This window comes from Vibrio lentus, from assembly GCF_030409755.1.
Classification (GTDB): Bacteria; Pseudomonadota; Gammaproteobacteria; order Enterobacterales; family Vibrionaceae; genus Vibrio; species Vibrio lentus.
Map to the genome: position 1 here is coordinate 21,538 of NZ_JAUFQE010000003.1, position 13,687 is coordinate 35,224.

Sequence of the window (13,687 nt, forward strand, 5' to 3'; positions counted from 1 at the left end):
TAACTTATGGCACTGTTATCGAGCAAGCTCGATGTGACATTAAGTTACGGCGAACAATCACCCAACGCCTCCGCTACTGCGTAGCTGCGCATCGTCGTGCCTCCTTATTGCCTTTCACTGGCTTCAATTAAGGTCGAGTAAGGGCTTGTTTTCTTATGTGCCGATTTTCCTTTCGACTCGCATCACTGGATGGCGCTCGCAGACTGTTCACCATCCTCAATCAGAACCTTCTCTGCAAGGGTTAATAAACGCTGCGCGCCCCTGCAGAGAAGAACCCTGTTTGAGATCTGGACAGCCAAGCGGCTCCATAAAAGTGATACTCAAACAGAAAGGAAACTTGTCATGGCACAACAAAACTCAACCCCAACTCTCTCTACATTGACGCTCAGCGACCAGCGTTTCGGCGCTGGGCTCGAAAGCTCACCAAAAAATGATATCTCTTTACTGCCTATTCCTCAGCGTACAGAGGGAGAAGATCACGGCTTTTCTCTTACGCCGTGTAGCGACATTACCTTAGCTGAACTCAAAATCGCGGGATTTACTTTGCGTGATTCTAAGTTCTACCCATCCACTCAGGCTGAGGTTGAGAAAAGTATCTTGCACCACTTTAAAATAGGGGACTTAACTGACAATTTTATTGTTAAGGATGTATCAACCCCTTCGAGATCCCTCTTTTCGTTTCACCGTTGCCCGTTTTAATTACTGGGATGTTTTTGTATTAACGTCAGGAGTAAGTCATGAAATATCTCTCTCACTATATTCAAGCCAAACAAACGCAAGCATTTAATGAGGCGCTGACGGATCCCCTCATAATTTCCCTAGTCCTGCGTTGTGTGTGAGCCTTTGATATTCGAACATTCCCCATTGATATTGGGATTCATTAATTTGATATCGCCGATGATTTCGTACCTCTCTCCCTAGACGAGGTATGGATAGAACTCGGCGGTGTTTAATGCTGTTGGCTTGGAAGTCAAAATGCCATTTGGCTTGTACTGCAATTAGGCCATTCCACCACATCAAGATTTCAGCGAGCAACGCAATAAGAAGCAGGATATCTAATCGCTTAGTACAGCGAGTTCTGTTGTGACGAAGTGCGATCCCATAGGCGGTACTCTTTAGATCGCGGAAGGCTTCTTCTATCTGCATACGCTTGGCGTACAGATTGGTAATTTGTACTTCATTTAAGATATGTCGAGGGACATTAGTCGCGAGTAGCCACGGCTCCTTTGCACTGCGTTGATAGAGATGTGTAGCGGAGTGTTTTTGGCTGGTTCTACTATGGCGCTGGGCTTTTCGGCCTTTTTCTAATCCCTTATAAACATAGGCTTCACAAGATATCGGTGATCTCTTTGCTAATAAGCAGTTGCCAAGATATTTGGGTTTATGGACAGCGTTTGGATAAAAGGTTTTATTTGAGACCCAAGGTTTTTGAGGTTGTTTGATTGATACTTCACCTCGGACACGACCTAACCAAAACCAACCTTTCTCCTGAACTTGGCGGAACCAAGTATTTCTAAAACCCGCATCAGAAACGATGATCGGACTGATTTTATTCGGCAAAATACTCTGCAATTTATCGAGGAATGTTTGGTGACTTTTCGGTGAATTGTATTGGCCATACTCAAAAACTTGTTCAAAGATTGTGACGGCTCGACCATCAAGTGCAACGGATGCTCTTAACGTCATATAACGAAGTTGTTCACGAACATCAGACCAATCCACAAGGATCACAGGGCATGGGTTAGCGCCCGTTATTAAGTAGGCATGCCATTTATAAATAAGGTCTTTTTCACGATGTAGTTGGCGATTTCCAAGCAGTCTATCAACGCGTTTGATCGCATGTTTTACCGTGGTATTAGTTTCTAGTTTGCGACCTAGTTTAGTCAGCGTTAAGTCTGAGCCGTCAAGTACACTTTTTGTAGCAAGTATCAGAGAACTAACGCGTTTTTTGTGAATGGAGGGGCATTGGTTTTGTATGGTTTGTTGTAGAATCTGAATGTCGCGCATTATTAACCCACTTGTTCGAAATGTGTGTTCAGCGATATTCATTAGATCAAAGACGGCGATGCACGTCTACCTCATTGTTTTTAAGCCTGATTATGAGGGGATTCGCAAGAATGAGGCGGGGGCGTTCTTTGCTTTTTCTAATAAGCAGTTCGATGAAGCAAAAAAAGAGGGCGTGAAATATGCGTCGTTAGGTATGGGTTTAATTTGCCCTGTTGATAATGCGAAGCAATTAATGACCCGTTTAGATTCTATTGCTCAAGAAGGGATCGCCGAAGACATCGAAGAGAATGGTAAAAAAGCGATCATTCGCCGTGAGCTATTCAATCACGAGTGTTTCTATACCAATGACATTTGTGATTGTGTCGAAAAGCTCGAAGGGTATGGCATTTCTTACGATGAAGTGTATGAGGTATTTAATCACATTCGTAAAACGGAAGACGTTTATTAAACGCTAAAAGTAAAGCGCCTTGATATTTGCTGTATCAAATATCAAGGAAAATTCAATTTAAATACAGGGGTAAATAAAATGAACATTAAAAATGTTATATCAGGTAACGAAGAAACAAAAGAAAAAAATTATGTTTGTACGGCTGTGCCGTTTGATCTTGGCAAAGTTGTTTGTACACAAGGCATTACTGAACTGCTAAATAACAATATTGGTGTGAATTTACCGATTTACTTACATCGTCACCAAAATGGTGATTGGGGAAATGTCTGTGTTGAAGATAAACTTACCAATGACGAAGCCACCAAGACAGGCGAGCGGGTTTTATCCAGTTACACCATTTGTAATGAACAAGTCTGGATAATTACCGAGCGTGATCGTAGTTGCACTACGATTTTACTCCCTAATGAATATTGATGACGTCAATTCACGCGATATAATGGAGTTCCTTTGGACTCCATTTTTTAGCTTATGAAAAAACTAATCTTATTATTGTCGGTATTTCCAAGTGTCGGGTATTCGTTTTGTTTTGATGAAGCAGGACAATATTATAATGTTGATCCAGATCTGCTGCGATCGATAGCTCAAGTTGAAAGCAGTCTTGATCCTAATGCTTATAACGAAAACAAAAATAAAAAAGGTCAAGTAACCAGTCGTGATTTTGGACTCATGCAAATTAACTCTAGTTGGTTTCCTCGACTGGCTGAATTTAATGTCAATGAAACCAATGTCTACGAACCTTGTTTTAATGTTTCATTAGGTGCGTGGGTATTAAACTCTAACTTTGCCAGCCATGGTTATAACTGGAATAGCGTAGGCGCTTATAATGCAGGATTTCTTAAACGTACCGAAAGCGCCAGAAAAATATACATCAAAAAAGTTCAAAAAGTCTATTATCAGTCGCCATTAAAATAACCTTTCTCGCACCATAACGGTGCAGCGCTAGTTGTGTCACGATCTTCTTTTTCCGTTTTACATTCCTTCCCTAATGGTCTCAATCACCCTAGATTCAATCGCCAACGGTTCGGCTTTTGAGCTCGACGTCCCTAAAACACACCCCAAGAAAACAAACTAGATGCAGACTCATTGGAGGTCATTGTTACCACTTGGGAATCATCCAGACAACACTAATGGCAACCGCAACCTACAGTGATACCACTTCCTCCGATGTGAGTGATTCCGTCACTTGGACGTCGGATGATCTGAGTACCGCGACAGTAACGCCGACAGGAAGCCTGTCTGGCGTCAACGTCGGCCAAACAACGATAACCGCCACTAAAGATGGCGTCACCAGTAACACAGTGAGCGTGGAGGTCAGCGCTGCGGTCATCACCGCGATTTCGGTCACACCGCCTTCGGTTTCTGTGGCAAAAGGTCAACAGACAACACTAATGGCAACCGCAACCTACAGTGATACCACTTCCTCCGATGTGAGTGATTCCGTCACTTGGACGTCGGATGATCTGAGTACCGCGACAGTAACGCCGACAGGAAGCCTGTCTGGCGTCAACGTCGGCCAAACAACGATAACCGCCACTAAAGATGGCGTCACCAGTAACACAGTGAGCGTGGAGGTCAGCGCTGCGGTCATCACCGCGATTTCGGTCACACCGCCTTCGGTTTCTGTGGCAAAAGGTCAACTGACACCACTAATGGCAACCGCAACCTACAGTGATACCACTTCCTCCGATGTGAGTGATTCCGTCACTTGGACGTCGGATGATCTGAGTACCGCGACAGTAACGCCGACAGGCTTCCTGTCTGGCGTCAACGTCGGCCAAACAACGATAACCGCCACTAAAGATGGCGTCACCAGTAACACAGTGAGCGTGGAGGTATATAGATGTACGTCCGTCGGTGCTTCATGTATTGATCTATTCGATACTGGGAATGGGAAGTTGTTTACCAATTCACCCTCAAAATTATTTTTATTCTCCATTGGAGGAAGTGCAAATAATGGTTTTACGCAAGAAATTGGAACTTCTGGGCCTGCTGGAGATTTCTTTTGGTTCTCTTGGGATAATGCAAATAGATTATGTAGTACATATAGTAATGAGGATTTAGCAGGACGCACCAACTGGCGTTTGGCAACAAAAAATGAGTTAAAATTGCTCTTCAATACATACGGCAATATGTTCAACGCGCGCGGCTGGCCAGTCAGGTTAAATTACTGGTCAAGTGAGAGTAGAGGTCCTGGCTTTTTTAATATAGACCTCAGGAATGGCGGCGAAGGGTTGAGTCTGGGAGAAGAAGAGTTGTACGCGTCCTGCGTCTCAGTTCCCTAACGTTTAACGTATGAGTTTTTGATATTCCAACTTATAACCACCTACTTTGCAGGTGGTTATCTTTTTCATAGATGTGCGGTCAGCTGTATCTAAAAGGATATCGCTGCAATCTTGAACGCCTGCGCAACTGCGCCTCGTCGTTACCTTTTACTGATTTCAATTAAGTTCGAGTAAGGGCTTGCTGTTTTATGTGTTGATTTCCCTTTTGATTCGCATCATTTGATGGTGCTCGCAGGCTGTTAACCTTCCTCAAACAGAAAGGAAACTCCTTATAGCACAACAACATACAACTCCAACTCTCTCTAAATCGAATTTCAGCGACCAGTGTTTCGCCGCTGGCCATGAAAGCTCACCAAAAAATGATATCTATTTGGGCGCTCGTCGTTGAATAAGGCAAGCTCCGTGATGTTTTTAGTTGAGCGTCTCACTAACCCGCTCGTGAGTATAACCGTAATCTAAAGCCCAGCGATGGAGATCTTCAATCGACATAGGTTTGGCGTAGTAGTAACCTTGATGTTGAAATACGCCTCTTAATAAAAGCCCTTTAGCTTCGAGTTTATTTTCAACTCCTTCCGCTACTAGATTGAGTTCTAATTGTTTAGCCATCTCAATATACCCATCGAGAACAGCGGACTTTCCTTCATCAATGGAGCGTGTAAACATTTTGTCTATTTTGATAGTGTCAATATCGAAATAATGCAAATAGGAGTTTCCGCCATAACCGGTACCTGCATCATCAAGGCTTATTTTAAGCCCTAATGTTTTGAGCAAGGCGATACGCTGACTGGCAAACGCTAAATTTTCAATCGGTTGGCGTTCTGTTAATTCAAGCGTCAGTTTTGAGTAGTCGTGCTGAAACCGCTTTAAATAGTGGTAAAAATCGTCATTTTGTAGGTGCAGAGGCGTGATGTTGACACTGCAATAAAACTCGGTGTTTTGACTCATCAAAGGCGATAAGTCGCGGTAAATGGTTGTAATGAGATTTTCTGTTGTTGAAATGATCTCCCCACTTTGCTCTAGATAATGGATGAACTTGCTTGGTTCTATGACACGGCCATCAGAGGGAAGCCATCGGAGTAAAGCTTCGACACCGAGCATTTTACCTGTTTGTGCGTCGACGATGGGTTGATAATAGGGGAAAAACTGGGCGTCTCGAACCGCTTTTTGAAGAGCAATTTCTTTTTTTGCGTGCCAATAGGAAACACATAACCAAAGAATGGTGAGTGAAATCATAAAGAGTAAAGTGGTAACCGGCCACAAGTTTTGCTTAAACTTCGAGAGTACTCGTGAGGTAGAGACGGAGGATTCAAAGGTAAGAGGCAGATAGTTTGAAGCAACTGAGTTCGAGTACAGGCGATCGGCCTTGGGCAAACTGCCTATTTCAAGGATAGTGTAATTTTCTTTTGGTAAAGATAAACGAATAGAGCGTTGATGGTCTAAATCATTTTCAAGGAAAAGGTATTCCGTGCGTAATGGAAAGAGGAAGCCATATTGTCCATTCGAACCGTATAGATAGGGGGGATGTTTTGGGGTTGTAGAGAGAGAATAAATCGCTAAACGCCACATTTCTCCTTTTAATTGTGTATTGAGTAAGTTCTTAAAATTACGTTGTTCAAATTGTTCAACACCGAAAGGAGAGCAATAGGTATAGGGCTTCTGCTTATCAAGATTAACGATGGGTATCGACATAAGTAGATGCGACACATAAAGCTTCTCTAACTGTTCGATAGTGTCAGTGGAGCATTCACCGCTAGCGACGCTGGCTTCAGAAAGAGTGGGTTTTTCAAGCCCATATTTAATCGCAACAGAAACGATTTGATCGAGGTAGTCGACGTCATTCTTAATTTCATTATGAACTTGATAAAGACTGGTGGCTAATGAAGCCAATAAGCTAAACAACAGGGCCAATAACATAACACCAGTTTTATAGACCCATTGAGGGTGGGGACTGAATAAGCGGTTTAACCAAGGGTGTCTGGAGCGCATGCTTAACTCTTTATAATTATAAATCCAACGGATTGTGTTGAGTTGTCAAATGTTATTATGCGGTTTAATTAATGTTTCTTTCTATAAGAAATCCTTGATCTTAAAAGGCAAATTATAAAAGTGGAAAGCTGATCACTTTTTGTTAGGAAGTTTTAATTTTTAGGCTCTAAATCAAGCCTTAAAGAAAACACTGACCGTAATCTTGGGCCGCATTAAACATATGGCTTAAATGTAAGGCTTTCTTTGTTAAAGGATCATATTTATGGCAAGCAAAACAGCCCCTATCTTCTTTAGGGTGCACTAAAGCAAACCATTGAGGGTTTTGGACATAGGTCTCCATTGTACTGTTTGATAATAACTTCGAACCCCCTATTTCATTTTTCCAAGTGGGAGGCACCTCTCCTTTATTTAAATCACTCTCGTTTGAGACTGTCCAAGATGTACCCACCAGGAAGTAGTTAGACCAAACAGATTTGCGTGATTGGTAATAATCTGACATTGCCTCGTTAAGCGCTTTTATATCTTTCGCTACTTCAGTTTTCGTTAAAACACCAACCCCATAGGGTGTTTCTCTACAGACTTGGGTAGGTTTACCAGGGAAGTAAGTATTCACTTTCTGAAAGGACATTGGATTGAAAAATGTCCAATTACCTGATTTTTCAAAATTTGATAGGTTAGGAACATCAGCACAATCAGGAGCGTTTTCCTTGTGTTCAAATGTGGTCCAAATGAATTCAGGATGATTCCTTGTTTTTCGTACTACATGAATCCCAACCAAGCCCATTAGAACATTACTCCTTACTACCCCGTTGATCTCAACATCTCTATGAATAGTGAAAAATTTTTCAGGGTTGTCGTTATTAGATATTAATTTCCATGAGGTTTTTACTTCAGTGGAGCCTGGGGATATTTCAAACGGTGTTTTCCCACTGTCAATCTCGGCGACACATTGGCTATTGTTTAATCCGTGTTTGACGATGTCATTGTAGAATTTTTTATTGACACTTTGTTGATAGAAGACCGGATTGCTTTCTTGATCGTTCAATGGGAAATTAGAGCCGGCTTGAAGGATCTCACTTTGTACTAATCCTTGATCACCTTTATTGTCCCAACTATCGGGTATCTCTTTAAATATTCTGTCTTTCGGCATCATATTCAAGAATAAATCCGGTGTCTTGTCACTGGTATAATAAGCAAAAGATTGCCAGGCAAACTGCATAAAACTGCAATTAATATCGGATTTACTAGTTTCTGTAGGCTCTTGAGGTAAGGAAGGGTAGTCAATCCAAGAGGAGTTGCCAGTACAGTCAGAGGCTTCTAACGCTAACGATTTTTTATCTCTAATCTTATTTTCGTAAGAGTCATTCGATTGCAAAGCTTCCCCTCTAATTTCTGTGGAATAACAATGTATTGGTGAGAGGAAAAATAAGGGAACTATTATTTTCTTTAAATAACCCATGACAACAATTCTCATTCGTATTTGTGTGAGTGGCCAAACTACAATAGTTACAAATAAAACGAATCTAAATTAGTTAATAATTTAGTGTGACTCTGGAACGGCGTGTCTTCTCTGGAATTTTTTGTCTCAATCCTGTCTACGTTCATGGGTGAGGCAAGCTGATTGTAAGAACTATGCTCTATACAATATGCAACGTTATTAAACGTTTGACACTGATCTCCCACATCCTAAACCCGACACTGGCAAAATCCAGTGTCGGGTTTAGGGCCCCGCTTTTGTATAGGGCACATTAGTGTCAGCTTCTGCTGGCCTTTTTTATGTGCGGCTTCGGCACACCTGAACATAGTCGTTTTACTTAAAAAACGTACTATCAGCATTATGGTGGGCAGGGCGAGGCAGCTTCGGCTAGCCGTTCCTATGCGCGGTAGTCCTAACCTTGTTCAGTTCACCACCCGAAGTTTAGGACCTTCTTGTGGTGATTTAATTAAGTCGCATAGGAGGCCATCATGCCTAATCTAACTATCGTTAATAAAGACATCCGCACACTTGATAATTTGTACTCGTTAAATGATTTACATAAAGCAAGTGGTGGACACAGTCGACATCGTCCAAGTATTTTTATTAAGAATCAGCAAACTCAAGAACTGGTTAATGAAATTGAGCAAAGCAGTAATTCCTGCTTTGCTGTAAACACCAAACGTGGCGGTAGTAATGCGGGGACTTGGGTATGCAAAGAACTTGTTTATTCTTATGCAATGTGGGTTAGCCCTAAGTTCCATCTAAATGTCATTCGTGCGTTCGACAGTATGCCCACAGCTGCAGCTCTTCCAGCTCCAACCGTTCCGCAAGACCTCTCCTTAAACGACTTAATTTTTGAGTTGGCGAAGGCGAAAAACGTAACAACGCAAGCTGTACATGCGATTCAAGGTACACTTCACCAAAGCATCAATTGACTTACTTTTCCTCATTTAACTATGTGGCCAAATTTACTAACTCATTACACGTAACCCGACAACACCGTTGTCAGAATCACAAGTAAGGGTTTTGTTCTCAGAGTTCAACAGGATCAGGTTCTTTGAGCGAGATGAAAAAGCCAAGATTTCGTTGGGCAGAATGAAACATTGGTATACATATTCTATGGTCTCGATGAAGCGTAGCCTACATAACGAAAATGAAGGGCTTCAAGTCATTTTCTCTAATTTTATAAAAGCGGTTGGGGCCTTTCATGATTGGGGAGGTGATACGTTCAATCATGAAAACTCATTTAACAAAGTCATGACCTTACCACCAAATATGCGAAAGTGGACATCATATTTATCGCGAAAACGGATACCGATAAGGCTAAGTGTAATTCGCAAGCTAATTATTTGCTGTTTGGAGGAAAAGTAGGTCACTTCGGAGTCTAAGAAGTTTATATATTGACGAACTTCACGGAAGAGAGCTTTGAAGAGAGTTTCCTTAGCAGAAAATAATATAGAGAGAAGCATAGAACGTGGTAAGGGAGCCGATTTTAGAAGCTCATTTTCCTTAGGACTCATGAGTAGCGGCTCTATGTCATTGCACAGGTGTTCACTCATAATGTTCTCAATGTCTAATCCGACAATAACATCCTTTTTTTTATTCTTAACTAACGAAATAGCAATCGAGTCGGTATGAGAAATGGCGCCAATGATCTCCTTAGGCCAAACCGGTTCTCGGAACCTGCCAATAGGGATATCAACATTTCTAGAAAATTGAATAGCTCTTAGTGCATCTCGAGCGGCTAATCTACCTGCAAGAAACTCTGCTTGACGTTTTGTGACAGAAGTTTCAATAGATTTTGGAATTGCTACTTCTTGCTGAGCATAATCTGATATAGAAAAAAGTTTGATATCATAATGCCTTACTTGGATGGTTTCGCTTCCAATGTCATATGTCTCCTTATGAGAGGCAAAATTCATAAATCTCTGTCCATTTCACGTTTTAAAATGTGCTTTCTGAGTCCATACTCGAAGCACGACACTTAGTATTGATATGGCTTGTTTCCTTTGACACGCGGTGCGATGACCCTAACAAGCGATGATGATACCTCACGGAACTACGGTAGAACTCAGCAGAGTTGATAATACTAATTTGTTGGTCTTCCCGCTGGGTAATAACGGGAGTGAGTCGACCAGAAAGTACTGATATGGAAGGGCAACGCTTGGTAACGACTTCGCCAACATGACTGCTAGTTCTTCCTGGCAGTCAGCGCCATCGTGTGTTTTGTAAAACAGACATAGACGTTGATCTTGGCAAATGGCACTACATTGAGCCACATTGGCGTGGTTTAAGCTAAGGTTTTCTATTTCGGATAGCTCGATTCGATGTCCGCGGATTTTGACCTGATTGTCGATTCGGGAGACGTAAACGAAATGCCCATCCTCCATTTTTTGGGCGAGGTCTCCGGTCAGGTAGACCTGTTGTTTTTCACATCCGGAAAGGGTGAGTTTGACAAACGATTGAGCGGTTTTGGACTCATCGTACAAATACCCCATGGCCAAACCGGAACCGGCGATGGCCAACTCGCCTTCCTGCCCGAGGAGAGTGATCGGATGGCAGGTGCTCGGATCGACGAGGTAGAAGTCTTCGCTTGGAAGGGGACGCCCGATGGGCACGGTATTACCTTGGCGACGGCCCGCGCGTAATGTGTCTGGCGTCACTCGGAAGCATGAGCTCCATATGGTTGTCTCGGTGGGACCATACATGTTGTACAAATCAAACCCCATCTCGACCAGCTCTGTCGCCAGATTAACGGGTAGCGTTTCACCTCCGCTCAACAGTACGGTCCCCTGAGGAAAGGTAAGCCCAATCCCGGTGATACAGGAGAGCGCCGACGGTGTGGCTTGCAGATGGGTGATGCCCTTCGTTGCCACGGTATCGTGGAGTTCAAACGGGGAGAGAAAGAGGTTAGTTTTGGACAAATATAAGGCCCCAGAGACCGTCAACGGCAGAAACAGCTCGATCAAGGAAATATCAAACGATAATGTGGTGTTCGCCAGAAATGTCATCTCGCTTGAGAGATCCAATTCAGTGGTAAGATCGTTCAGTGTGGCGAATAAGGCTTGATGGCTGATCATCACGCCTTTCGGCACACCGGTAGAGCCTGATGTGAACAGTAGGTAGGCCAGAGCGTCAGGGCTGGATGACGCGGCCCCGACAGGAGGGCGCTCTGCGGCGCGCGTGAGGTCGGCGGGTGAGACCAGCAATCCATGTGACTGAAGGCTCTGAGTGAACGCGTCGTCGATGTCGGTGATGACGAGACTCAGTCGGTAGCTGCGGGCAATGGTTGTCAGTTTCTCGGACGGGTCGCCGGGATTGAGCGGCACATAGGTCAATCCCGCCTTCCAGATACCTAAGATCATCGGCAATAAGAATATATTTCGTTGGCAATAAACCCCTATTAGGCAGAGCTCGTCGGTTCGTGGAACAGCTAATAAATGGCTGGCGACTACATCGGCGATGTGGGCCACTTCTTGGTACGTATACGTGCTGTCACCGTCGGTGATGCAGACGTTGTGGGGAAAACGACAAACACTGTCATCAAAGGTTTCGATAACCGTTAGCATGGTACGTCCTCCAGAGCGCTGTCGACCAGCGACCTGAGGACTGGGTAGGTCGGTGCTTGTTGAAAGGCAGTGAACGAAAAGCGAATGTTGAACGTTTGGCAAACCGCACCGAGCATTCTGACCATGGACAGTGAGTTACCGCCGCTGTTGATGAAGTCAACGTCTGGACTGAACTGTTCGCTTTGCGTATGGGTCAGCCAGAGCGATTGAAGGGTAGTGTCTACTTGAGGATGATGCATAGGGCCTCCTTATTGGCGGATTCAAGTGCCGAGATCTCTTGGTTTATCTGGATAGCGATGCTGAAGTTTAGGTAGTCTTCAAGTGCGATTTGGTAGAAATCGTCAATCAGAGCGGACACAGACGTGATGGCCCCCGTTAGATCCTTGAGCGTCATTGGGGCATCGTCGGTGAACAAGGCTACCATTCGTTGAAGCAAGGCCTGAGACGCCGTGCTCAGTGGCCCATTGCGGTGCAGATGTTGCGCTTTCTTGACCCATTTGGGGCCGGTGAAACACAAGCCATTCATGGCCAAAAATGAGGAAGCAATCCTGAACACCACGCTGCGGAGCATCGAAAGGCAGAAAGGACCATTGTCCCTCGCGTGTAGGGCATCGTTAAATTCTTGCAGAGCCAAAGTACAGTGACGAATGGCGCTAAAGAGCTCCAAATCGCCGGATTGGAGATGATCGAACTCTAGCTGACCTTGCAGTTGCCAGCCATTCTTGAGAATCGACAACACTTTGAACTCGAGGTCACTCATGTGCAGATTGCCGCTGGCTAGTCCTGCGACAAGACCGGTGATGGCGTCAAGATTGACGAGGGTAATGTCAATTTCGTGCCCGTTCACTTCACTGAAGAACTCCGCGACCATCACGCCGCCTCCAGCGCTTTGCTGCCACATGACCCCGTCGTCAGGGTAGTAGCGGTGAGTGCCAGTGACGATAAGATCAATATCGGAGACTGGCGTTGCAGAGCCTTGTGGGATAGAACCGACCAAGAAAATGTGCTCACTCTCGATGCCGGAAACGGCGTCGATGTACTCTTTGAGCTCGAGTCCGGTGAGTTGGACAAAAGCGCTGAGAAACTCGTCGGGAGAAGCAGGATGAAGAAGGTGCGTGGTGTCCATAATGTGTCCGTTGTTAAGCAAAGAGGGCAGTGGCGATTTGAGTTTCCAAATCTTTAATTGTCCAGTGAAGTTGTCCTTTCATTCGTGGATTCCGAGTGAAAAAGTGGCCGTTGGCCTCGATTAGTTGTCGGCATTCAGCAATTCTCTTGGCGTAGTTTTCGGTATTGGTCTGTCGTTCATTGCTGTGGTCGAGGATATTGACCAATAAATCGGGGATATGAAGCGGTAGGTAGCCGTGCGACAGGGCTCGGATAAAGAGCTCGGTGTCCTCGATATAGCGGTATTGGTCGTCAAACAGCCCCGTGTGACTCAGACACTCTTTTTTAAACGTAACCCCAAACCCGGTACCGATACTCAAGAACTCATCGAGCAGCGCCTGGTCATCGTCCTCAGAAATGGTTGGTGCGTAGACGCGAGTCACTTGCTCCCCGTTGAAGAACTTGGCACCGGTCCAACTCATGCCAATCTGGCTGTCGGTGGGCGCTAACGCACGCCAGGTTTTGCGCAGAAACTCAGGGTGACAGTGGTCGTCGTCGTCGAGAAAAGAGATGTAGTGTCCTTTTGCTGCTTGAATACCGAGATTACGTGCAAAAGCAGGTCCCCGCTCAAGGCATGAATTGATGACAGACACTCGCTGATCACTGAAGGTGTGCGGCACAATCGGTACGCTGTGGTCGTTTACGATAATGATCTCAAAGTCAGCCATGGTTTGCTTCAAGACACTCTCGACGGAAGCCTTTAGGAGCGACAGACGATTGTAAGTTGGGATGATTACTGAAAAATTCGGCATGG

Annotated in this window: 13 protein-coding genes and 1 pseudogene; 6 read left to right on the forward strand and 8 right to left on the reverse strand. The window is 44.4% G+C overall.

Going from position 1 to position 13,687, the window contains the following annotated elements; genetic code table 11:
- Positions 1-342 precede the first annotated feature (342 nt).
- The gene (locus QWZ07_RS25395) at positions 343-699 is read left to right on the forward strand and encodes a hypothetical protein (protein ID WP_171750892.1); all 357 of its coding nucleotides are present in this window, start codon (positions 343-345) and stop codon (positions 697-699) included.
- Positions 700-807: 108 nt separating this feature from the next.
- On the opposite strand, the gene QWZ07_RS25400 is transcribed toward QWZ07_RS25395, so the two are convergent.
- Complete coding sequence (locus tag QWZ07_RS25400) at positions 808-2,007, reverse strand: IS4 family transposase (RefSeq protein WP_132982278.1); 1,200 nt, start codon at positions 2,005-2,007, stop codon at positions 808-810.
- Positions 2,008-2,065: 58 nt separating this feature from the next.
- Between QWZ07_RS25400 and QWZ07_RS25405 the strand changes: the two genes are divergently transcribed.
- From QWZ07_RS25405 to QWZ07_RS25420, 4 genes are all read left to right on the forward strand, one after another.
- Complete coding sequence (locus tag QWZ07_RS25405; protein ID WP_261891734.1) at positions 2,066-2,455, forward strand: DUF7659 family protein; 390 nt, start codon at positions 2,066-2,068, stop codon at positions 2,453-2,455.
- A gap of 78 nt (positions 2,456-2,533) precedes the next feature.
- Positions 2,534-2,869: a type I restriction endonuclease subunit M gene (locus tag QWZ07_RS25410; protein WP_192854768.1), complete on the forward strand. Its 336-nt coding sequence runs from the start codon at positions 2,534-2,536 to the stop codon at positions 2,867-2,869.
- A 54-nt stretch (positions 2,870-2,923) separates the two neighbouring features.
- The gene (locus QWZ07_RS25415; protein WP_171750895.1) at positions 2,924-3,367 is read left to right on the forward strand and encodes a lytic transglycosylase domain-containing protein; all 444 of its coding nucleotides are present in this window, start codon (positions 2,924-2,926) and stop codon (positions 3,365-3,367) included.
- A 215-nt stretch (positions 3,368-3,582) separates the two neighbouring features.
- Entirely contained in the window at positions 3,583-4,737 is a 1,155-nt protein-coding gene (locus tag QWZ07_RS25420; protein WP_192854717.1) for an Ig-like domain-containing protein, read from the forward strand.
- 411 nt (positions 4,738-5,148) lie between these two features.
- Here QWZ07_RS25420 and QWZ07_RS25425 read toward each other — a convergent pair whose 3' ends face one another.
- Together QWZ07_RS25425 and QWZ07_RS25430 are read right to left on the reverse strand one after the other, a co-directional pair.
- Complete coding sequence (locus QWZ07_RS25425) at positions 5,149-6,723, reverse strand: EAL domain-containing protein (RefSeq protein ID WP_261891656.1); 1,575 nt, start codon at positions 6,721-6,723, stop codon at positions 5,149-5,151.
- 178 nt (positions 6,724-6,901) lie between these two features.
- Complete coding sequence (locus QWZ07_RS25430; protein ID WP_261891653.1) at positions 6,902-8,182, reverse strand: hypothetical protein; 1,281 nt, start codon at positions 8,180-8,182, stop codon at positions 6,902-6,904.
- A 506-nt stretch (positions 8,183-8,688) separates the two neighbouring features.
- On the opposite strand from QWZ07_RS25430, the pseudogene QWZ07_RS25435 reads away from it, so the two are divergent.
- Positions 8,689-9,099: pseudogene (locus QWZ07_RS25435) on the forward strand (KilA-N domain-containing protein); the annotation flags it as partial.
- Between the two features lie 333 nt (positions 9,100-9,432).
- Here QWZ07_RS25435 and QWZ07_RS25445 read toward each other — a convergent pair.
- The 5 genes from QWZ07_RS25445 to QWZ07_RS25465 form a co-directional block, all read right to left on the reverse strand.
- Positions 9,433-10,122 carry a 4'-phosphopantetheinyl transferase family protein gene (locus QWZ07_RS25445; RefSeq protein WP_192854613.1) on the reverse strand — a complete coding sequence of 230 codons (690 nt, stop codon included), beginning with the start codon at positions 10,120-10,122 and terminating at the stop codon, positions 9,433-9,435.
- A gap of 129 nt (positions 10,123-10,251) precedes the next feature.
- Positions 10,252-11,769: an amino acid adenylation domain-containing protein gene (locus QWZ07_RS25450; RefSeq protein WP_192854611.1), complete on the reverse strand. Its 1,518-nt coding sequence runs from the start codon at positions 11,767-11,769 to the stop codon at positions 10,252-10,254.
- Entirely contained in the window at positions 11,763-12,008 is a 246-nt protein-coding gene (locus tag QWZ07_RS25455; RefSeq protein WP_192854609.1) for an acyl carrier protein, read from the reverse strand. Before QWZ07_RS25455 ends, QWZ07_RS25450 begins: the two co-directional genes overlap by 7 nt.
- Complete coding sequence (locus tag QWZ07_RS25460) at positions 11,990-12,895, reverse strand: hypothetical protein (RefSeq protein ID WP_192854607.1); 906 nt, start codon at positions 12,893-12,895, stop codon at positions 11,990-11,992. Before QWZ07_RS25460 ends, QWZ07_RS25455 begins: the two co-directional genes overlap by 19 nt.
- Before the next feature lie 13 nt (positions 12,896-12,908).
- Complete coding sequence (locus QWZ07_RS25465; RefSeq protein WP_192854605.1) at positions 12,909-13,685, reverse strand: glycosyltransferase family 2 protein; 777 nt, start codon at positions 13,683-13,685, stop codon at positions 12,909-12,911.
- Positions 13,686-13,687 lie beyond the last annotated feature (2 nt).